This window comes from Glutamicibacter sp. NPDC055354, assembly GCF_053644955.1.
Genome location: NZ_JBSHMB010000003.1, coordinates 301637 through 321348 on the forward strand (window position 1 = coordinate 301637; position 19712 = coordinate 321348).

The window sequence follows — 19712 nt, forward strand, 5'->3', positions numbered from 1 at the left end:
TAGGCCCCGTGATATCAAGGATATTCGCCTTCGAGTACCCAATACTCACAACCTTGTCCCCAGTTGTGGATAACTTTTTAACAACCCCTGTAGATAGTGCATATACGAATCCACCGACTGTTAATAACTTCGGGTTCGAAAGTTTAAACGAATCATGAGAATCACGGTTCAATATGCGGAATCACGCCTTATCCACAGCCGGAATCCACAGTGTTAATAACTTACAAGCATGTCATTTCAGTTTCCAATATCTCCGTCGACCTGTACTTTATCCGAAAAATCATGAACTCCACCCAAGTTCTCCCCAGCTGTGGATAACTTTGTGAACAACTGTTTGTAAAAGTTGTTCACAGTCATTGTGGATAAGAGTGTTTGCCTGTGGATTACTTGGTGAGAACTGGCAGGATCAGCATGCTGGCAAAGATGAGCATGACGATTCCGATAAGTACATCAAGTACCTGCCACGCCTTGGGGTTGGCAAAGAGCGGGGCAAGGAAGCGTGCGGCGTAGGCAAGTGCGAAGAACCAAGTGACGCTGGCAATGATCGCACCAGTGGCGAAATAGGGTGCGCCTGCGGCTTGGGAAGTAGCAATTGAACCAAGAAGCAGTACCGTGTCGATATAGACATGTGGATTCAGCCAGGTGAGGGCCAACGTCGTTCCGATGATCGAGACGGCTGTTGTTGCACCGGGGAGCCCTGAGACTTTCAGCGCCTCGGGCTTCAGTGCTCGGCGGAAAGCGAAAATCGCGTAGCTTGCCAGGAAGATGAAACCGCCTATTCGCGCAATCACCAATATCCAGGGCGCTCGGTCGACAAGCGCTCCCATGCCGCTGGCTCCGGCGGCAATCAGGATCGCATCTGATAATGAGCACACCAAAGCGGTGATGAAAACATGCTCTTTCCTGATTCCCTGGCGCAGCACAAACGCATTTTGCGCACCGATGGCGACGATGAGGGACAGGCCAGTGGTAAAGCCGAAGAACAAGGATCCAGAGAGCATGTAGAAACTGTAAGAGATTAGCTGATCTGCGTCGAACTTAAGTTTCTGATTCTAGATTAGAGTTCCTAATGTGAACATGGATGTAGAACACCTCGAAACCCTGCTTGCGGTAGTTGATGCGGGAAGCTTCGATGATGCCTCGATTGATCTGGGAGTGACCGCTTCGGCCGTCAGCCAGCGCATCAAGGCCTTGGAGAACCGCCTGGGCGCAGTCCTGCTCGTCCGCAGTCGCCCGGTTAGGCCTACCGAGCATGGACTTAAAGTTCTGCGCTATGCGCGACAGATGACGCTGCTCAGTGCAGAGTTCTCCAAAGAGATAGCCTCCGAAAATCCGATCCCGATCGCCATTGGAGTCAACGCGGATTCGCTCTCCACTTGGTTCGGTCCGGTATTCTACGAGCTCGCGAAGTTCGAAGACCTCTCCTGTGAAATAGTGCGTACCGATGAAAACAGGGGACTGGAGCTACTTCGAACCGGTCGCGTCAGCGCCGTGGTCACCAATGCGGAGGAGAATATCCAGGGTTGCATAAGTGACAAACTGGGTGCACTGCGCTATCGCGCAGCCGCGCAAGCTTCGGTGGTCCAACGCCATGTACCAACTGGGGCCGTGGAAGAGCTCATTCGCACTCCGATGGTGGTCTTCGATCGTGAGGATCCCTTGCAGCATGAGATGCTCCAGCGGGTTGCCGGGGCTAAAGCGCGGCCGGAAGGCCAAGTCCACCATGTTCCAGATTCCATGCAGTTCGTTGCGGCCATAGAAGCGGGGATGGGGTGGGGGATGGTTCCAGAAACGCAGCTGCAGAAAGCCAGCGGGCTGCAGGTACTCAACGAGCAATGGTTTATCGATGTGCCACTGTATTTTCAGCGCTGGGCTGTGGACTCGCAGATCCTCGCGAGGATAGGTGGCATTTTGGTCACAGCCGCGAGACAGCAAGGCCTGCATTTGCTAGCCTGAGGTGGTCACCAGCAATCATTGCTTGGACCCGGACGAGGGAGCCGTACCCGGAGGGCGACAAGACGGCCAGAAAGTATCTGGCATGCATTGGGTAATTTTGATCGTTTCCGGACTATTCGAAGCGGTATGGGCCATCGCTCTTGGCATGAGCGAGGGGTTCTCCAAACTCGTTCCGACCATCGTCTTCTTCGCGGCGCTGGTTGTGTCCATGGGTGGACTGGCCTACGCCATGAAGGAAATTCCCGTCGGCACTGCATATGCCATCTGGGTAGGCATCGGAGCCTCGCTTGCCGTCATTTACTCGATGGCCACCGGGCAGGAAGCCTTCAGCGTACTGAAGATGGTCTTCATTCTCGGATTGGTTGGTTGCATCATCGGCTTGAAAGCCGTCAGCCACTAATATCAAAAGCCGCCATTAAACAACTTCGCCGGCCCCCTCAGCAGGGGCCGGCGATACGGCTATTTCCAGCCCGTTGTCATGAAAAAGCCGACCATCGCAATACCGAAGCCGACAACGATGTTCCAACCGCCGATATTCGGAATCGGGTACAGGGTCTGCGAAACATAATAAACGATGATCCATAGCAGGCCCAGAAGCATCAGTCCGAACATGACTGGCTTGTACCAGCCTGGCATCGGCTTATCGATGGCATGGGCGCTCTGGCGCGTCTCCTGCGGCTGTGAATTCTTCTTGCGTCGTGGCTTTGACTCCGGCACTCGAATGCTCCCTCGGCTTCATCTGCTTAATGTAGTAAATGTGGGTGACCTTCAGGTCTTCCCGGTAGGCTTGGGTGCAAGAATGCTGAGAACTGCTTAGTGCATTCCTACGTAGCTTCCATACTAGCCGTTACCCGCTGGAACTCTGGGTTTTGGCCAGTATCGACCCATCTTAGTTGACCTATTTCGCGCATTTCTTTCCCTTAAGGAGCCAGACCGCCGTGAACCGATCAGCCACTGCGCAGGGACGTCGCATGCAGCACCGACGACCGTCGGCAGGAAACCGTATTGCCGGATTCTTTGGCGAACTGCTGATCACCCTTGGCATCTTGCTGATGCTCTACGTGGTGTGGGAACTGTGGTGGACGAATATCGATTCGGCCCAGGCCCAGAAGGAAGTCACCGCAAACCTCGTGCAAGAACTCGGCGAGGTCGTGGTGCCGGAAGGCGACGAGAAGGAAGAGGAGAAGAACTACGGTCCGGCTCCGGTCACGGAAGTGGCTCCCGGAGAAACTTTCGGGATCATGTATTTCCCGCGCTTTGGCGCTAGCGGATCGCACCACCCGGTGACCTACGGCGTGGAAGACCACGTGATCGATAATCTCGGCATTGGCTATTACCCGAGCACGCAGCAACCGGGGGAGCTGGGCAACTTCGCCGTCGCGGCCCACCGCCAGACCCATGGCCAGGTCTTCTGGGATATTGACAAGCTGCAAGACGGCGACAAAATCTATCTGCAGACTGCACAGGGGTATTACACCTACACCTGGTATGCCACCGAGATTGTGGCTCCATCCAATGGCGATGTCCTGTTGCCTACCCCGCACCAGTGGGGAGTGGAACCAACGAAGTCCATCTTGACCATGACCACCTGCCATCCGAAGTACTCGACCCAGCAACGCATGATCGCGTATTCGGAACTCACCGATTGGCGTCCACTGGATGCAGGTCCGCCGAAGGAAATCCGTGACATGGTCATCGACGCAACGAGCTAGGAGAAGAGATGTACGCCTGGATATTTAGAAATCTGCCCGGCCCTTTGTGGCTTCGTATTTTTGAAGCATTGATTCTCATTGCCGCGATCGTGCTATTACTGATGATGTACGTTTTCCCATGGCTGAACCAGTACATCAGCCCATTCACCGATTCAACGATTGGCCAGAGCACCCCGTGAGCAGCACCAGGATCCTCGTGATAGATAACTACGACAGCTTTGTGTACACCCTCGTGGGTTACCTGCAGGAGCTGGGCGCGGAAACCACCGTATACCGCAACGACGATTTGAGCGTTGGGGAAGCAACCAATTTGGCTGCGGAATACGACGGTGTACTGATCTCCCCGGGCCCGGGCGAGCCTGCAGGAGCGGGTGTCAGCATCGATCTGATCAAGTGGTGCGGGCAGCAGCGCAAGCCAATGCTCGGTGTCTGCCTTGGGCATCAGGCGCTCGCTGAAGCTTATGGCGGCACGGTCACGCACGCCGAAGAACTAATGCACGGCAAGACCTCGCTGGTGAGCCACGAAAACCACCCGGTCTTCAACCAGGTAGCCAACCCCTTCACCGCAACGCGCTACCACTCCCTGGCAGCCGTACGCGAGAGCATCCCTGCTGAGCTTGAAATCATCGCTGCTACCGCCGGGGGAGTCATCATGGGGCTGGCGCACCGGGAAGCACCACTATGGGGCCTGCAGTACCACCCAGAGTCGGTGCTGACCGAGCAGGGATACCAGATGCTGGGCAATTGGCTGGAATTCGTAGGACTTCAGGGGGCAGCCAAGAAGGCCACGACCCTGAGCCCGCTCTTCAGCGGAGAGTAGCCTAGCAGCCTATCGGTCGCGCCCGTTTTCCCGTGGCGGGTTAATCCGATCTGGCGGGCCGTTCCCATTGGAAGGAGCCGGAGCGTCACTGGTAGGCGAAGCACTGTCGGACGGATCATCGGATTCTTCTGAATCTGGAGATTCGGTCTCGCTGGGCGATGGTTCTTCACTTGGTTCTGGTGCCGGCGGAGCCTTGGCCACAGAAATCTTCACCAGGCTTCCCTGAGCCACGTCCTCGGAGGCCTCGGGGGACTGCTTGAAAAGGGTTCCCTCAGGGTAGTCGTCGGTTGCCACCTCATCGAACTGAACCTCCAACCCGATGTCGTCCGCAGAGAGCTTCTCTTCAGCTTCCTCACGGCTCATCTCGGTAACGACCGGAACGGTCACCATGCCGGTAGAAAGGATCAGGTCGACTTCGCTGCCGGCCTTCACCTTGGAGCCCAGCTCCGGGCTGGTGCCAATAACCCAGTCGGTTGGAATGGTTGCAGAGTTCTCCCGGCTGACTTCACCCACTTCGAGGCCAGCTTCACGCAGGGCATCGCGGGCAGCCGTCTCGGACTGGTTCGCTAGATCCTTGGGAATCGTGCGCTGTTCCGAACCATCGGAAATGAATAGCGCAACCGTGGATTCCTTGGAAACCATGGACCCTTCTGCCGGGTCGGTTCGGGTCGCCTTGCCCTGCTCTACTTCATCACTGAATTCCCGCTCTACACGCACCTGGAAGGTGGAATCGCGCAGCAATTCACGTGCGTCGTCTTCGGACATCTCCAGGACCTTGGGCACAGCAACTGGGGCACGCTTTTCAGCCTCGGCCTGGATCGAGCGGATCACCAGGAAACTGGCGATACCCACAGCGATCAGGGCAATGATGGTCAGCAGGATGATCAGGCCGCGGTTGGACTTGTGCCGTGCAGGAGCTTCGGGAGCCTCATCTTCGACGAAGACCGGGTGCTGGCTGGTGCCTGGCGCTGACTGCGCGATGAACCCGGTTTCAGTCTCGCCGTGCATGCCGTATATCGGCAAAGTGTAGGTTGATGGTGCCGGTTCGTCATCATGGAATTCAATGCCGTTCAGTGCATCTTCCAACGCAGCCGCGAAAGCGCCTGCGCTCTGGAAACGGTCATCGCGTTCCTTGGACAGAACCTTGGAAACGATCGGGTCGAAGATCGGGTCAACGTCGTGCTTGACCTCGCTGGGCGCTGACGGAATCTCGCCAACGTGCTGGTACGCGACCGAAACCGGCGAATCACCGGTGAACGGGGGGCGCTGGGTCATCAGCTCGTAGAACAGGCAGCCAACAGAGTAGATATCCGAACGGAAATCGACCTGTTCGCCGCGTGCCTGCTCAGGAGAGAAGTACTGGGCGGTTCCCACCACAGCGGCGGTCTGCGTCATTGTCGCCGATGTGTCCAAGGCACGGGCTATGCCGAAGTCCATCAGCTTCACGTGGCCGGCATCGGTCACCATCACGTTGGCCGGCTTGATGTCGCGGTGGACGACATTGTTATTGTGCGAATGATCCAGGGCATTGCATACGCCGCGGGTGACGTGCACAGCGAAGGAAGCGTCGACATCGCCCGAAGCGATCACCTGCTTCAGGGTCCGGCCGGTCACGTATTCCATGACCATGAAGGGCAAGCGCTCACGGCTATGATCGGTAGCAGGCAGCTCGCCGGTGTCGTAGACGGCAACGATATTCGGATGGCTCAGGCCCGCGACGGCCTTGGCTTCACGGCGGAATCGATTGACCACCATGGGGTTGCTTGCGGTATCCGGGCGCAGCACCTTGACCGCGACCTTGCGCGAAAGCACATGGTCGGTGGCAAGATAGACATCCGCCATGCCGCCGCGGCCTACCAGCGATTCGATCTCGTAGCGATCGTTGATCAATCGTGGCAAGCCGGGGGGCAAGGCTTCGACTTCACTCATGGCGCTTCGCTTTGGTCCGGCTCTGCAGCTTCTGGGGATTCAGATGCCGACGGGGTAGCGGACTCGGATGCTTCGGGCTCTGGGCCCATGGAAATATCCAGGGTCACCGTGGTGCCCGGCTCTACTTCGCTGCCGGCTGGAACGTCCTGCGCAAGCACCGTGCCAGCGACCGAAGAGTCATGGCGTTCCTCGCCCTTGGCCACGGCCAGCCCAGCGTCCTGGATGCGCTTCTGCGCGGCTTCGTAGCCCATGCCGGTTACCGAAGGCACGCCAACGGTTTCAGGAGCCATGGCGTAGGTAATCGAAATGGTTTCGCCCTTTTCGACGCTGCCGGTCGGGTTCAGCGAAATGACTTCGCGTGGGTCGTACTCGTTGGTTTCCTGCGGGGTCGCGTCAACGACCAGGCCCTTGCCCTCAAGCTCTGCCGTCACGGTGTCGATATCCTGGCCCACCAGCGAGGCCGGAACCTCTACGTAGGTCACGGTTTCACTCGGGGTCGGGGAAGAGGACTCGGAGGTCTCCGATGCTTCGGTGGTTTCCTCCGAAGGATCGGTGGATTCCTCGGTCGGAGAAGGGGATTGGGAAGCATCGGTGCTCTGCGTGACCGAAGCCGTCGGCTGATTGTCCTTGTCGCTGCTCATGGCAGGGATCAGCCACGCCAGCAAGGCAATCACGGCGGCCAGCGCGATGATCACGATCAGCGGGATCAGCCAAGGGCTGCGTTTGGCCCCGGCCTCGCCAGCCGGATCCTGGGTATCCACGTCCTCGTCATCGAATCCGCCGGCTGCGGCACTGGACCCGGAGAAACCGCTGGTAGCGCCGGCAGGTTCCACCACAGTTGGCATCGCATTGGTCATTGTCGGCGCGGAATCAGCACGCGGCACCACCTGGGTGGCGTCGTTACCCATGTTGACCACTTGGGTTGCGTCGGTGGCGATACCGGTGGCTAGCATGCCGGGAACGGCCAAGGTCGCGGTATTGGTATCACCGGAGCGCAGTGCATCGGCGGCCTTCGCCAGCGCCGTTGCGTCCTTCGGGCGATCCGACGGGTTCTTGGCCAGCATCGACATGATCAGCTGGCGTACCGGTGCCGGGATGGTGTCCGGCAGCGCCGGGGGAGCATCGTTGACCTGTGCCAAGGCGATGGCGATCTGCGATTCGCCGGTGAACGGGCGGCGTCCTGCCAGGCACTCGTAGCCGATCACGCCCAAAGCGTAGATGTCAGAGCTGCCGGTGGCGATCTGCCCGGTGGCCTGTTCCGGGGCCAAGTACTGGGCGGTTCCCATTACCTGCCCGGTGGCGGTCAGCGGAACCTGGTCAGCAAGCCGGGCAATGCCGAAGTCGGTGATCTTCACGACGCCCGAAGGCATCACCAGGATGTTACCCGGCTTCACATCGCGGTGCACCAGGCCGTGCTCGTGGGCTGCTGCCAGCGCGCGGGCGGTCTGCGCGATCAGCGAGAGCGTACGGTCCACGTCGAGCTTGCGCTCGCGCTCGATAATGGTGGACAGCGGCGGGCCGGGAACCAGTTCCATCACCAGATAGGCGGAGCCCTGTTCCTCGCCGTAGTCGAAGACGCCAGCGATGCCAGGGTGGTTCAGCAGCGCGGTGTGGCGTGCTTCCACGCGGAAACGCGTCAGGAAGCTCTCATTATCGGTGTATTCCTCTTTGAGGATCTTGATCGCTACCAGACGTCCTAGGACCTGGTCTCGTGCCTTCCAAACTTCGCCCATGCCACCGATCGCAATGCGGTCGGTCAGCTTGTAACGACCGCCCAAGGTGGTGCCGGTTACTGGCCTCACTTGTTGAACACCGCCTCTAACATCGTCTTCATAAGTGCACCTGCCGTGTTGTGGCCGGTGTTGTAATCTACGTCTTGAATATTGACCGTGATGGCAACCTGCGGATCATCGGCCGGTGCGAAACCGGTCATCCAGGAGTTCACCATGCGGACTCCGTTCTCTGACGGTCGCTGCGAGGTGCCGGTCTTGGCTCGGAAATCCACGCCTGGAACGCGGGCATTCATGGCCGTACCGCTCACAACCGGGCCTTCCATCAGCTCGGTGAGCTGTTCGGCAACTTCCGGGGTGGTGGCCGTGGAGAACTTCTCCGGCTTCGGGTCCTCGATAACTCGAAGATCCGGCGCGATGACCTTGCCGATCAAATTCGGCTTCATGATCACGCCGTCATTGGCGATGGCCATGGCGGCCATGTTCATCTGCAGCGGAGTAGCCTTGTTTTCCCATTCGCCGATTGCCATCTGCGCCATCTGCGCTTCATTGGCCTCAGCAGAAGGGAACTCGCTTGGAACAACATTCTGCGGGATGCTCAACTGCTGCCCGTAGCCGAAGCGCTCGGCAACCTCGGTGAAGGCATCCTTGCCGACGGTCTGGCTGATTTCCATGAACGGGGTGTTGCAGCTCTGGGCAAAGATGAACTCGAGCCTTGCCCGGGTATCCCGCGCGCAGATGCCCTCATTGAAGTTGTTCATCTTAGCGGTCGAATGCGGATAATTCACCGACACCGGATTGTCGATGGGGGTTTCCATATCGAACTTGCCCGATTCCAGGGCCGCAACGGTGCTGAGGATCTTGAACGAGGAACCTGGGGTCACCGGATTGCTGATGGCCGGGTTCCGGTAGGGGCTCAAGCCGTCGATGTTGCTGATGTCCTTCAGATTCTGGGCCGCCTGGGAGGTCGAGTGCACCGCCAGCTGGTTGGTGTTGTAGCTTGGCTTGGAAGCCATCGCCAGGATGTCGCCAGTCTTCGGATTGGTCACGATGATCGTGGCCTTCAAGTCGTCAGGAATCGCTTCGAAGGCAGTCTTCTGCAACTGCCCGTCAATGGTCAGCTCAACCGAGGCGCCTTCGGAACGGGTACCGGTGAACATGGCCGACAAGCGGTCGAAGAGCAGATCCGAGCTCGTGCCGGTCAGCCAGTCGTTCAGCTGCGATTCGAGCTGGGTGGTGCCATTCGCGAGCGAATAGTAGCCAGTCAGGTGGGCGTAGGTTTTCGCGTCGTGGTAAACACGCTGGAATTCGAACTGTCCATCATCGGTCGGAACGGATTCGGCAATCGGCTTGCCGTCGACCAGGATCGCGCCGCGGGGCAGGTCGAACTCGCGGTAGAGTTCGCGCTTGTTCAGCGCATTCTCGGAGAGCGGCTTGGCGTCGAAGAACTGGATGTAGCTCAGTCCACCCAGGCAGATGACGAACAGGACGGTTAGCGCAACCCAAACGCGCTTGATTGCATGATTCACTTTTTCGTCACCGCCTTGGTGCTGGAGGTAAGGGTCGTGCTGGCACTTGCAAATTCATCGGTTGGTCCTACGCCGCCAGTCTTCGGGCGGCGCGAGTTGTGGGAGATCAGGAGCAGCAACGCGATGATGATCCAGTTCGCCAGCAGCGATGAGCCGCCGGCGGCCATGAATGGCGTTGCCAGGCCGGTCAGCGGGATCAGCCGGGTGACGCCTCCGATGATAACGATGCATTGCAGGCCCAGGGTGAAGGACAGGCCTGCAGCTAGTAGCTTGCCGAAGGTATCGGCCGAGCCCAAGGCGGCCCGCAAGCCGCGGGAGATCAGCAGCATGTAGAGCAGGATGATCGCGGCCACGCCGATCAGGCCAATTTCTTCGCCGAAGGAGGCAATGATCATGTCGGAGTTGGCCAGCGGAACACGGTAGGGGGAACCAGCGCCCAGGCCGGTGCCGAACAAGCCGCCGTCAGCCATGCCGAATAAGCCTTCGACGATCTGCATGCTGCCACCCTTGGCCTGGTAGATCGCAGGGTCAAAGGCGTTGAGCCAAACGTCCAGGCGGCGGGTTACGTGGCCCATGGTCAGGCCCGCGACGATGCCGCCGGCAACAACCATCAAGGCGCCAATGAGCACCCAGGAAATACGCGCGGTTGCCACATAGATCATCACGATGAACAGGCCGAAGAAGAGGATCGCGGAACCCAGATCGCGCTGCACCACGAGCACGCCGATGGAAAGCAGCCAAGCGATAACCATCGGAGCCATATCCCGCAGGCGGGGCAGCTGCAGCGGTCCGAACTTGCGGCCAGCCATCAGGATCAAGTCGCGGTTCGACGAGAGATAGCCAGCGAAGAAGATCGACAAGGTGATCTTCGCGAGTTCGCCTGGCTGCAGCGAGAACATGCCCATGCGGATCCAAATGCGGGCACCGTTGATCGTGACACCCAGTCCGGGAACCAGCGGAAGCAAGAGCAATACGACCGATAGCAGCAGTGCGATATAGGTAAACCGACGCAGCAGGCGGTGGTCCTTGATAGCCCAGAGAACTACCGAAGCAATGACTATGGCAATGGCGGTCCAGAGCAGCTGGCGCGCCGACTGGGACGTTCCTTTAGCCAGGTCAATGCGGTGAATCATAGCTAGGCCGAGGGAGTTCAACGCGATCGTAATCGGAAGTATTACCGGATCGGCATATTTAGCGAAGATGCGCAGCAGCACATGAACCGTCAGGGATAGTGCCGCCAGGATGCCCATCTGCACGTAGAAGTCGGTGTTGTCGACATCCTCGGTGGAGCTGCCCACCAGATAGAACGCGGCACCGCCCACACAGAGGGCCAGCAGCACCAGCAGCAGCTCGAGATTGCGCCGTGGCACCGGTGCGGTTTGCACTTCGGTCATTGCATTATCTCCTGGCAGTAGGCGGGCAGTTCGAGCTGGTTGGCGGAATCCGCGGATCCGGGAACGGTGACCGGGCAGTTCTGCTTCGCGGTGACCAGGAGTTCCTGGATGATCATCTGGGCATGCTGCTGGTTCTCTGCCGAGATGGTCGATTCAACGCGGTGGCGTGAATACTCCGGCAGGGCTTCGAGCGGCACCTTGCTGACTGTATCGACCTCGGAGAGCGAAATCGGTCCAAGCTCCTGGGGAACGCCCTTGTAGATTGCGACCTTTCCATCGACAGTGCCCACGAAGTACTGGGTCTGGGTCCACATGTATCCCCAGACGCCCAGGGCAATGACGAAGAAGGCCGTCAAGGTCAGCAGGATCGGCATCATCCAACGGCGCTGCTGCACCGGCGCGTCCAGTGGATCCAGCACCTCGCCGGCCGCCGGGGAACGGTGGGTCAGCAAGGCAGCTGCACGGCGTTCGCCGGTGTGCTGGGTCACCACCGGGATCTGGCCGGTTTGCGTCGCAAGCTGGGCGGCGCCCACCAGCAGGTGGGGACGCTGGGAAATCTCATGGCGGAGCAACGAAGCGCTGGCTTCGACATCGCCTTCGGCGGCAATGGTGAGCTGGCCGGTATCCGGTGCGGGTTCTGGTTCGGCAGGCGCTTCGCCCTCGACGACAGCGTTTTCGACAACCTCGAACATCACCACGGTGACGTTATCCGGCGCACCATTCTTCAAGGTGATGGCAACCAGGTCATTGACCGCTTCATCCATGTCGGCGGTAGTGCGGATGATCTGCTCGATTACCGGAACCGGCACCGCGTCGGTGAGTCCGTCAGAGCACAGCATCCAGCGTTCGCCGGGTTCTGCCTCGAACTGGTCGACATCGAGTTCCGGGGAGGCATCCGAGTCGCCCAGCACGCGCAAGAGCACGTTCTTATGCGGGTGGACCTCGGCCTCGGCCGGCTTGATGCGGCCTTCGTCGACCAGCCGCTGCACGAATGTGTGGTCCTTGCTGATCTGCTCGAAGACCCCGTGCTTCAAGCGGTAGGCGCGGGAGTCGCCGATGTGTGCCATGTGCAGGTTACTTCCCGATAGCAGCAGGGAAGTGACGGTGGTGCCCATCCCCGAAAGCTTCGGGTTGGCGCCGACGAGTTCATTCAGCACCAAATTGGCGGCCTGGATCTCATCCGGCAGGGCATTTTGCGGATCTGCGGTGCCATCGTGGTCCAGATGCACCAAATCAAGCACGGTGGAGGCTGACGCCACGTCACCGCCGACGTGTCCGCCCATGCCATCGGCAAGCACCGCGAGGTACGCACCGGCGTAGGCGGAGTCGTCATTCTTCTTGCGAACCCGCCCCACGTCGGATTTCGCAGCAAATTTTAGTTTGAGGGCCATAGGCTAGGGCTTCAATTCCAGGACAGTCTTTCCGATGCGGATTCGCTGGCCGGGCTCCACTGCCTGGGCGCGTGAGAGCTGGTTGTCACCCACGAAGGTGCCGTTGGTTGAGCCGAGATCTTCAATGAACCAGCGCGATCCCTGCGGGAACAGGCGGGCATGGCGTCCTGAAGCGTAGTCATCATCGAGAACGACGGTGGCATCCTGAGCTCGCCCGAACATGATCGGTTGGCCGCGGAGGGGAATGCTGCTGCCGGCCAGTGGGCCCTCAACAACTTCCAATGACGTGGCGGCCTTGCGCGCAGGCACTTCTGGTTCCGCCAGCTCAGGATTCTTCTTCAGTTCCCGAGCGCTGGGCTTGCCGGTGCGGGCCCGCGATCCGATGGCCAAGTCGCGGCGCATCGATCCGACAACGCTTAATACGAGCAGCCAGATGAGGACCAAAAAGCCCAATCGGAACAAGCTTAGAACCAGGTCGTTCACGCGCGGCCTCCGTTGTTCGAGGTAATCAGCCGAAAGACGATTTTTGTCTGTCCGATAGTAATGATCGAACCGTCAAATATACGGGTTTCTTCCGAAATCTTCTTGCCGTCCACGTAGGTTCCATTGGTTGAACCCAGATCGGTGACGACGAAACTGGTTTTGCCACGGGTTTCGACGCGCACATGCTGGCGGGAAACGCCGGAATCATCCACGGGAATATCGGTGCTGGCCGAACGGCCCAGCACGATGGAGTGGTGATGCAGGGCGTAGCGCTGTCCAGCGACCTCAAGAATTGCCTGCTTCTGCATGGGTTTCTTGGGGATCTCTGCAATCGGACGGACCGATGGACGTGGCTGTGCGGTTGTCGGCGGGGTGGCGGATGGTGCTGCGGGCGCTGCTGCTCGCTCTTTTACCGGAGCCGAGGCTGCTGGGCGCGAGCTGGACTCCTTGACCGAGCTGGCAATCTCCATTTCTCCGGGCTTGAAATCGTCCTTGGAAACAAAATGGATCGTGATATCGCCGTGGACCGAGTAGTCCTGGGCTGCCGCATGCTCGGCGGTGACCTTTGCCATTTCGTTGACGACGCCCCGCCCCCAACCCTGCGCGGTGTTGTAGTCCTTGGTGCTCAGCGAGACAACGAAGTCATTGGCTGCAAGGCTGCGGCCCTCGCTGATTGGCATGATTCCGCGGTCCATGTCATTGCGTAGCGCGGTAGTCAGTTCGACTGGCTTGAGATCTGCGGTGCTGGTGCCACGAAAGAAGCTAGTGACGACCTTCTCTAAGCCGCGTTCGACATTGTCGAGAAAGCCCATTATTCGTGCTCCTTCCTTAGGGTCCATGGCTGGTTATTGGGAGCCTGCATTCACGCCGTCCAAGCTGTGAACACAGAACTTCATATTCGATCTTACTGTTTTCAGCTGTGCAAATGCCGAAAAATCCTTGAGCGGCTCAAGTGCGTCAATATCAACGATAAATGCCCCAAAAAGGTTTCCCATGTGTCCCTAACCACAAATCAGGGTTTCGATTAGGTGAACGGAAAATGAGTGTGTAAGCTATTTCTTGTTGCAAAGAACGATGGCAACGAAAACAGAATATGCGCGAGTGGCGGAATTGGTAGACGCGCTGGCTTCAGGTGCCAGTGATCGCAAGGTCGTGGGGGTTCAAGTCCCCCCTCGCGCACAAATGGAAAATAACCCTTGATCTTCGGATCGAGGGTTATTTTTTGTTTAAAAGAGCAACTGAATCGTTATCTTGCAGGGTGTGTCAGTTTGCCGGTGGCGCGCTGACATTGACGCCCCGGCGCTTGAGCAGGGCGGCCAGTACGCCATCGCCTGCAACGAGTTTTCCGGTATGCGAGCCATCGTAGATGGTGCCGCAGCCGCACGAGGGGCTGCGATCCTGCAGGATCGCCTCGGTGATTCTCTGGTGCTGGACTAGATCCGAAACCTTCTGGGCACCAGCTATGAACTGCCCGCTGATGTCCTCGCCGTTGATGTCGATCACGCAGGCCCGGCCTTCCAGCACGTCGTGGCCATCGCCACCGACAATCTCCGCTGGCGGACGCGGAGTAGGGAGCTCACCCAATTCCTCAGCGCAGGCCGCAACGGCTTCTCCTCGTGCCACGGCCTCGACGATGGCAGGGTTTGCCTTCGCCTTGCCGTTGTAGCGGCAAGGGATGCCGGCCAGGCAGGAACTAACGAGCAGCGGAGGTTGGGTCATAACAGCAGTCTAGCCACGTGGAAGCGCAATGCCGCCGTGCCATAGACTGCCCTTGGACAACGGAGAAGGGGAATTCCCATGGCGGTATCCAATGAGATATTCGAACTGAATGGAACTGCAGATCTGGTCAACGATCGGAAGATAATCAGGCTCGACCAGGAATCCAGCGACAAGTTGCCAAGCCGCGGACAGGTTGCGGTGGAACTTCTCCAGGCGCATGAAGGCCACGTGGTCGTAATAGATCCCGACGGGCGCCGAGGCCACTGGTTGGCCCTCGACGGACAGGGCGCGCCCCAGCTGTTGGCCGAGGCGGGGGATCAAGTGGAATTGACCGCCCGGGTCGCTAGAACCTGGCCGGAAACAGGGATTCCGCAAGACCTGGCCAGCGCCCTGGGCGAGGCTGGGGATCTGGATGAGATGTGGGCAGGGCTCACTGCCATGGCCCGCTGGGAATGGGTACGCTGGATCGGTGCGACCAAGAACCCTTCCACGCGCGAACGCCGAGTGGAGGCCAGTATTTCCAAGCTGCGTGATGGCAAGCGCCGGCCGTGCTGCTTTGATTTGTCCTCATGCACCGATCCCGAAGTTTCGAAGAGCGGAAAGCTAATCCAGTAGCACCCAGCTGCGCGCGGCGGATTCGATGCCGGTGCCCGGTGGGGTTGCCGGGCCGGTAATGAGGCCCAGCACTCCGCTGGACATGACGATCAGCCCCAAGGCAATCAGCAGGGCGATGGCGGCAGTGACCTTGGCAGGCCATTTATGCATGTTCACCGGTTAGTCTCCTTTGTTGCCCAGCGTCGATCCGCGGACAATCAACGAACTGGGCAGCATTGTCTGCAGTGGGTCAGGGGTCTTTCCATCGATCAGCGCGCGCAGCTTCAATGCGGCCTGGCGTCCGCCTTCCTGGGCGTTGAGCTGCACGGAAGTGATGGAAGGGCTGGACGTTGCCGAGTAGGGAAGGTCGTCGAATCCGGCCACCGCAAGCTGCTGCGGAATGCGGATACCAAGCATGCGCGAAGCATGCAGCACGCCGAAAGCGTGGTTATCGGTTGCGCAGCCCAGTGCGGTCACGCCCGATTCATGCCACTTGGGCCAATGCTGGCCAAAGGCTGCTGAAGCCTCAGTGACGTCGATCATCGAGCTGGCAATAGAAGATGGCAGCACTTCGATGCCGTACTCCCTTGCCGCCGCCAGGAAGGCCTCGCGGCGCACTGCCAGGGTCTCGGTGCCGGTGCTGGCATCCAGGTAGGCGGCCTTGGTGTGTCCCTGTGCAGCGAAATGGGCTACGACTTCCCGCGCTCCCTGGGCGACGTCCATATTCACGGCAGGAATCGATGGATCGATGCCCGGGGCATCCAGGGCCACCAGCGGGAGGTTGCTCGAAATTTCCTCGAGGAAATCCTGGCTTGGGGCATGGACCAGCAGCCCGGCCGGACGGAGGCCCATGATCTTCCTCGTTTCGCTGGCGCTGGGGGAGACGCCGGCATCCGTGACCGAGAGCAGGAGCTGGTAGTCGCTAGCCAATACCGAGCGCACGCCAGCGATCACCTTGGCAAAGAAGGGGTTGGAGATATCCGGGGCCACCAGGACCACCAGCGAACTGACGCCCTTGGCCAGCGAGCTGCCGATGCTGTCGACGAAGTAGCCCAGTTCGCGAATTGATTCACGCACGCGCTGCTCATTCGCGGCCGAGACCCGGCCCGCCGACTTCCCGTTGGCAACAAGAGAGACCGTTGCGGTGGAAACGCCGGCGTGTTCGGCTACCATCGCTGCGGTCACGCGGCGTGGAGCGCGCGAGTTGCCGGACTTCTCACCATTCTTCATGGCTCCATCGTAGTCGGAGTTGTGACACGCGACAGCTTTGCGTTAAGCGCTTGACGATAGTATGGGGACACGAAAGAATTATCAAAGGATGCCTATCCGCCCCCACGACTTAGCTACCGGCCCACAACTGGCAGAGCGAAGGAAGAAGCCATGACCCAGGACAGCAATGCCCCGCGCAAGATCATTTTGGACTGCGACCCGGGTCATGATGACGCCGTGGCAATGATTCTTGCCCATGGCAATCCCAAGATCGACCTGCTAGCCGTGACCACCGTGGCCGGCAACCAGACCCTGGATAAGGTCACTGCCAACGCGCTGGCCGTGGGTACCATCGCCGGCATTACCGGCATTCCCTTCGCGGCCGGCTGCGCCCGTCCGCTGGTGCGCGAAGTGGAAACCGCGGGAGACGTCCACGGGGTTTCCGGGATGGACGGGCCGGCCCAGCCGGAGCCGGGCATCGAACTCGATGGGCGCCACGCCGTGGACGTCATCATCGACCTGGTGATGAGCCATGAACCCGGTGAAATCACCTTGGTGCCCACCGGCGCATTGACCAATATCGCCTTGGCGGCCCGGAAGGAACCGCGCATCGTTGAACGCGTGCGCGAAGTGGTGCTGATGGGCGGCGGCTACCACACCGGCAACTGGTCGGCGGTGGCAGAATTCAATATCAAGATCGATCCTGAAGCTGCGCACATCGTCTTCAACGAGGCCTGGCCGGTGGTGATGGTCGGATTGGACCTGACCCACCAGGCGTTGGCCACCTCCGAGGTGGTTGAACGCATAGAGAAGATTGGCACCGGCCCATCGACCTTCGTGCGCGAGCTGATGGACTTCTTCGCCCGGGCCTATCGAGACCACCAGGGCTTCGATGCACCGCCAGTGCATGACCCATGCGCCGTGGCCTACGTGATCGACCCGGATATCGTGCGCACTGTCAAGGCCCCGGTCAGCGTTGAGCTGCGTGGCGAGCTGACCTTGGGAATGACCGTCACGGACTTCCGCGCGCCGGCTTCCGCCGACTGCAATACTTCCGTGGCGGTGGACCTGGACCACGAAGGCTTCTGGAATCTGGTGGTCGATGCGCTGGAACGTATCGGCGAGGCCACGCTCGGAAAATAGAACAACTTTGGCGCAATGTGGGGCAGGTCAATGCCAATGGCGTCCAGACCTGCATAAACTGGAGTCACACGCAGAGCAGGAGGCACCATGGCGGACAAAACCCCGCACCAGAACGTGACTTTCCCTTCTTCAGGCGCGCAAGCGCATGGCTATCTCGCCTTGCCGGAGTCCGGCAAGGGCCCTGGGGTCATCGTGATCCAGGAATGGTGGGGTCTGACCGACCATATCCGCGACGTCGCCGACCGGCTGGCCGCGCAGGGCTTCGTGGCTCTGGCTCCTGACCTCTATGGCGGTTGGATCACCCACGACGGTGAAGAAGCCGGGCAGATGATGTCCCAGCTCCCGGAAGCCGCCGGGGCCCAGCTACTGAGCGGTGCCGTGGACTACCTGCTGGCCAATGAGCACGTCACCAGCGAGAAGCTGGGCGTCATCGGCTTCTGCATGGGTGGCGGTTTCGTGCTGCAGATGGCTGCCCAGCAAGGCGGGAAAATTGCCGCGGCCGTGCCTTTCTATGGCGTCGGCCAGGGTGTGCCCAACGATTTTTCCGGAGTCCGCGCGGCCATCCAGGGCCACTACGCGAACCTGGACCAGATGTACTCGCCGGCTCAGGCGAAGGCTCAGGAAGAGCAGATTCGCCAGGAATCAGGCGCGGAAGTCCAGTACTTCTACTACGACGCCGATCACGCATTCCACAACGACGAGAACCCTGCCGGCAACTACGATCCCGAACAGGCTGCCATCGCATGGCAGCGCGCCGTGGACTTTTTGCAGGCTAAAGTGGCCTGAAGGCCATAAAGTGTTACCCATCACTTAATGCATCACTCATATAAGGAGAACAATATGTCTGAAACCATCATCGTAGGCGTAGACGGTTCCGAAACCGCACAGCGCGCAGCCCGCCGCGCTGCAGAACTCGCCGTCAAGCTCGACGCTGACTTGGTGGTCATCACCGCTCACGCTTCGGATAACACCGAGGTCGTTTCCATCGGTTCCGATACCTGGATCCTGGATGACGCAGAGCAGGCCCGCAAGCTCGCCCAGCGCGTAGCCAACGACGTGAAGAACGCTGTGCCAGGCGTCAAGATCACCGCTGCTGCCGGCCACGGCAAGCCAGGTGACGTGCTGATCTCCGACGCCGAGGACCGCAAGGCTTCGATGATCGTTGTCGGCAACGTGGGCATGAAGGGCCTGGGCCGCGTGCTCGGTTCGGTAGCTTCCTCGGTGGCCCACTCGGCACCATGCGACGTTCTGGTCGTCAAGACCGACAAGTAGGCCTCCCAGGCTTGCGCGGACGCAGGCGGGCACCGGTTCACCGGTGCCCGCCTGCGCCATTTAACCCGGCAGAGCGTAGGCTTAACCCGTGCAGAAACTTCGAATCGCCTACGCAACCGGCGTCACCCCCGGCAAATGGATGGACCGCTTCCAGGAACGCTATCCTGCCATCGAGCTGAAAGCCTGGCGTCTGGATGAGGGGGAAATCCTGGATCTGCTGGCCCATGGCGAGGCTGACGCGGTATTCGTGCGCTATCGCGGGGACTCGCCCAAGGACGCAACGCGCCACGTCATCCCGCTTTACGAGGAACTCGAAGTGGTCTGCGCGGGCAAAGACCACGACGTGGAGTACTTCGAAGAATCCGTTCCGCTGGAAACCGTAGAGTCCTTCCCGCAACTCGACTTGGCCGACTACCCGGAATCCGTGGGCGGCATTCCGGTAGCGATGGAAGTTGTCGCTTCCGGAGCCCAGGTGCTGCGCACCACGCAGTCCATTGCCCGGCTCTTCGCCCGCAAGGACGTGGTGGTCCGCTTCATTGACGACGGTTCGCCAACCCAGGTGGGCATCGCCTGGCCTACCGCCACCGAAGACACCGCCTTGCTCGAAGAATTCATCGGCATTGTGCGCGGACGTACCGCCAGCTCCTCGCGCCAGAGTTCGGTGCGCAACCAGGAGCAGAAGGCCAAGCGCATCAATGAGCAGAAGAAGGCCAAGGCGAAAGCCCAAGCCAAGGCAAAACAGCAGGCCAAGAGCTCATCCAAGAAGCCGCAGGGTGCCAAGGCAAAGCCACGCAAGCACCGCTGACAATCCAATACGTGACGCGCGTTACG

General features: G+C 59.7%; 21 protein-coding genes, 1 tRNA gene and 1 riboswitch. Of the genes, 10 read left to right on the plus strand and 12 right to left on the minus strand.

Going from position 1 to position 19712, the window contains the following annotated elements; genetic code table 11:
- Positions 1-383: 383 nt before the first annotated feature.
- Entirely contained in the window at positions 384-1001 is a 618-nt protein-coding gene (locus ACWICV_RS14680; RefSeq protein ID WP_400289691.1) for a LysE/ArgO family amino acid transporter, read from the minus strand.
- A gap of 76 nt (positions 1002-1077) precedes the next feature.
- Here ACWICV_RS14680 and ACWICV_RS14685 point away from each other — a divergent pair, with 76 nt between their 5' ends.
- Positions 1078-1956 carry an ArgP/LysG family DNA-binding transcriptional regulator gene (locus ACWICV_RS14685; RefSeq protein ID WP_133833754.1) on the plus strand — a complete coding sequence of 293 codons (879 nt, stop codon included), beginning with the start codon at positions 1078-1080 and terminating at the stop codon, positions 1954-1956.
- Positions 1957-1961: 5 nt separating this feature from the next.
- Positions 1962-2027: riboswitch (guanidine-III (ykkC-III) riboswitch) on the plus strand.
- Between the two features lie 11 nt (positions 2028-2038).
- A complete protein-coding gene (locus ACWICV_RS14690) occupies positions 2039-2356 on the plus strand; it encodes a DMT family transporter (protein ID WP_105658679.1) in 318 nt (105 codons plus the stop codon).
- 59 nt (positions 2357-2415) lie between these two features.
- Here ACWICV_RS14690 and ACWICV_RS14695 read toward each other — a convergent pair whose 3' ends face one another.
- Positions 2416-2673 carry a cell division protein CrgA gene (locus tag ACWICV_RS14695; protein ID WP_105658678.1) on the minus strand — a complete coding sequence of 86 codons (258 nt, stop codon included), beginning with the start codon at positions 2671-2673 and terminating at the stop codon, positions 2416-2418.
- Positions 2674-2894: 221 nt separating this feature from the next.
- Here ACWICV_RS14695 and ACWICV_RS14700 point away from each other — a divergent pair, with 221 nt between their 5' ends.
- Positions 2895-3668, plus strand: a complete 774-nt coding sequence (locus ACWICV_RS14700; protein ID WP_400289689.1) for a class E sortase — start codon at positions 2895-2897, stop codon at positions 3666-3668.
- Positions 3669-3843: 175 nt separating this feature from the next.
- A complete protein-coding gene (locus tag ACWICV_RS14705; protein WP_400289688.1) occupies positions 3844-4488 on the plus strand; it encodes an anthranilate synthase component II in 645 nt (214 codons plus the stop codon).
- 9 nt (positions 4489-4497) lie between these two features.
- Here the strand turns inward: ACWICV_RS14705 and pknB are convergent, their stop codons facing one another.
- From pknB to ACWICV_RS14740, 7 genes are read right to left on the minus strand one after another with little or no spacing between them, the layout of a single operon-like run.
- Complete coding sequence (pknB, locus tag ACWICV_RS14710; RefSeq protein WP_400289687.1) at positions 4498-6417, minus strand: Stk1 family PASTA domain-containing Ser/Thr kinase; 1920 nt, start codon at positions 6415-6417, stop codon at positions 4498-4500.
- The gene (locus ACWICV_RS14715; RefSeq protein WP_434690004.1) at positions 6414-8219 is read right to left on the minus strand and encodes a protein kinase domain-containing protein; all 1806 of its coding nucleotides are present in this window, start codon (positions 8217-8219) and stop codon (positions 6414-6416) included. Before ACWICV_RS14715 ends, pknB begins: the two co-directional genes overlap by 4 nt.
- Entirely contained in the window at positions 8216-9676 is a 1461-nt protein-coding gene (locus tag ACWICV_RS14720; RefSeq protein ID WP_400289684.1) for a peptidoglycan D,D-transpeptidase FtsI family protein, read from the minus strand. The genes ACWICV_RS14715 and ACWICV_RS14720 overlap by 4 nt, the downstream gene beginning before the upstream one ends.
- Positions 9673-11070, minus strand: coding sequence for an FtsW/RodA/SpoVE family cell cycle protein (locus ACWICV_RS14725; RefSeq protein ID WP_400289682.1), 1398 nt, complete (start codon positions 11068-11070; stop codon positions 9673-9675). Before ACWICV_RS14725 ends, ACWICV_RS14720 begins: the two co-directional genes overlap by 4 nt.
- Positions 11067-12461, minus strand: coding sequence for a PP2C family protein-serine/threonine phosphatase (locus ACWICV_RS14730; protein WP_402472071.1), 1395 nt, complete (start codon positions 12459-12461; stop codon positions 11067-11069). Before ACWICV_RS14730 ends, ACWICV_RS14725 begins: the two co-directional genes overlap by 4 nt.
- Positions 12462-12464: 3 nt before the next feature.
- Positions 12465-12944 carry an FHA domain-containing protein FhaB/FipA gene (locus ACWICV_RS14735; RefSeq protein ID WP_105658670.1) on the minus strand — a complete coding sequence of 160 codons (480 nt, stop codon included), beginning with the start codon at positions 12942-12944 and terminating at the stop codon, positions 12465-12467.
- A complete protein-coding gene (locus ACWICV_RS14740) occupies positions 12941-13756 on the minus strand; it encodes an FhaA domain-containing protein (protein WP_181148929.1) in 816 nt (271 codons plus the stop codon). The genes ACWICV_RS14735 and ACWICV_RS14740 overlap by 4 nt, the downstream gene beginning before the upstream one ends.
- Before the next feature lie 283 nt (positions 13757-14039).
- On the opposite strand from ACWICV_RS14740, the gene ACWICV_RS14745 reads away from it, so the two are divergent.
- Positions 14040-14123: transfer RNA gene (locus tag ACWICV_RS14745), tRNA-Leu, on the plus strand.
- A gap of 84 nt (positions 14124-14207) precedes the next feature.
- Here ACWICV_RS14745 and ACWICV_RS14750 read toward each other — a convergent pair.
- A complete protein-coding gene (locus ACWICV_RS14750) occupies positions 14208-14663 on the minus strand; it encodes a DUF523 domain-containing protein (protein ID WP_105658668.1) in 456 nt (151 codons plus the stop codon).
- A gap of 78 nt (positions 14664-14741) precedes the next feature.
- Here ACWICV_RS14750 and ACWICV_RS14755 point away from each other — a divergent pair, with 78 nt between their 5' ends.
- The gene (locus ACWICV_RS14755) at positions 14742-15278 is read left to right on the plus strand and encodes a YdeI/OmpD-associated family protein (RefSeq protein WP_105658667.1); all 537 of its coding nucleotides are present in this window, start codon (positions 14742-14744) and stop codon (positions 15276-15278) included.
- On the opposite strand, the gene ACWICV_RS14760 is transcribed toward ACWICV_RS14755, so the two are convergent.
- Together ACWICV_RS14760 and ACWICV_RS14765 are read right to left on the minus strand one after the other, a co-directional pair.
- On the minus strand, positions 15267-15434 hold the full coding sequence (locus ACWICV_RS14760) for a hypothetical protein (RefSeq protein WP_166650740.1): 168 nt from the start codon (positions 15432-15434) through the stop codon (positions 15267-15269). The two genes, ACWICV_RS14755 and ACWICV_RS14760, sit on opposite strands and share 12 nt — an antisense overlap.
- Before the next feature lie 3 nt (positions 15435-15437).
- Positions 15438-16487, minus strand: coding sequence for a LacI family DNA-binding transcriptional regulator (locus tag ACWICV_RS14765; RefSeq protein WP_454091165.1), 1050 nt, complete (start codon positions 16485-16487; stop codon positions 15438-15440).
- Between the two features lie 150 nt (positions 16488-16637).
- On the opposite strand from ACWICV_RS14765, the gene uriH reads away from it, so the two are divergent.
- From uriH to ACWICV_RS14785, 4 genes are all read left to right on the plus strand, one after another.
- Positions 16638-17609 (plus strand): uridine-preferring nucleoside hydrolase UriH, encoded by a 972-nt coding sequence (gene uriH, locus ACWICV_RS14770; RefSeq protein ID WP_332498245.1) that lies wholly within the window; start codon positions 16638-16640, stop codon positions 17607-17609.
- Between the two features lie 87 nt (positions 17610-17696).
- Positions 17697-18395 (plus strand): dienelactone hydrolase family protein, encoded by a 699-nt coding sequence (locus ACWICV_RS14775; RefSeq protein WP_105658664.1) that lies wholly within the window; start codon positions 17697-17699, stop codon positions 18393-18395.
- 54 nt (positions 18396-18449) lie between these two features.
- On the plus strand, positions 18450-18881 hold the full coding sequence (locus ACWICV_RS14780; RefSeq protein ID WP_038992696.1) for a universal stress protein: 432 nt from the start codon (positions 18450-18452) through the stop codon (positions 18879-18881).
- 88 nt (positions 18882-18969) lie between these two features.
- The gene (locus ACWICV_RS14785; RefSeq protein WP_332594767.1) at positions 18970-19686 is read left to right on the plus strand and encodes a LysR family transcriptional regulator substrate-binding protein; all 717 of its coding nucleotides are present in this window, start codon (positions 18970-18972) and stop codon (positions 19684-19686) included.
- The last annotated feature ends 26 nt before the right edge of the window (positions 19687-19712 follow it).

Coding starts and splice junctions, on each gene's coding strand:
- ACWICV_RS14775 (WP_105658664.1), top strand. CDS start 17,697: ATGGCGGACAAAACCCCGCACCAGAACGTGACTTTCCCTTCTTCAGGC.
- uriH (WP_332498245.1), top strand. CDS start 16,638: ATGACCCAGGACAGCAATGCCCCGCGCAAGATCATTTTGGACTGCGAC.
- ACWICV_RS14680 (WP_400289691.1), bottom strand. CDS start 1,001: ATGCTCTCTGGATCCTTGTTCTTCGGCTTTACCACTGGCCTGTCCCTC.
- ACWICV_RS14765 (WP_454091165.1), bottom strand. CDS start 16,487: ATGAAGAATGGTGAGAAGTCCGGCAACTCGCGCGCTCCACGCCGCGTG.
- ACWICV_RS14780 (WP_038992696.1), top strand. CDS start 18,450: ATGTCTGAAACCATCATCGTAGGCGTAGACGGTTCCGAAACCGCACAG.
- ACWICV_RS14690 (WP_105658679.1), top strand. CDS start 2,039: ATGCATTGGGTAATTTTGATCGTTTCCGGACTATTCGAAGCGGTATGG.
- ACWICV_RS14750 (WP_105658668.1), bottom strand. CDS start 14,663: ATGACCCAACCTCCGCTGCTCGTTAGTTCCTGCCTGGCCGGCATCCCT.
- ACWICV_RS14740 (WP_181148929.1), bottom strand. CDS start 13,756: ATGGGCTTTCTCGACAATGTCGAACGCGGCTTAGAGAAGGTCGTCACT.
- ACWICV_RS14755 (WP_105658667.1), top strand. CDS start 14,742: ATGGCGGTATCCAATGAGATATTCGAACTGAATGGAACTGCAGATCTG.
- ACWICV_RS14685 (WP_133833754.1), top strand. CDS start 1,078: ATGGATGTAGAACACCTCGAAACCCTGCTTGCGGTAGTTGATGCGGGA.
- pknB (WP_400289687.1), bottom strand. CDS start 6,417: ATGAGTGAAGTCGAAGCCTTGCCCCCCGGCTTGCCACGATTGATCAAC.
- ACWICV_RS14725 (WP_400289682.1), bottom strand. CDS start 11,070: ATGACCGAAGTGCAAACCGCACCGGTGCCACGGCGCAATCTCGAGCTG.
- ACWICV_RS14730 (WP_402472071.1), bottom strand. CDS start 12,461: ATGGCCCTCAAACTAAAATTTGCTGCGAAATCCGACGTGGGGCGGGTT.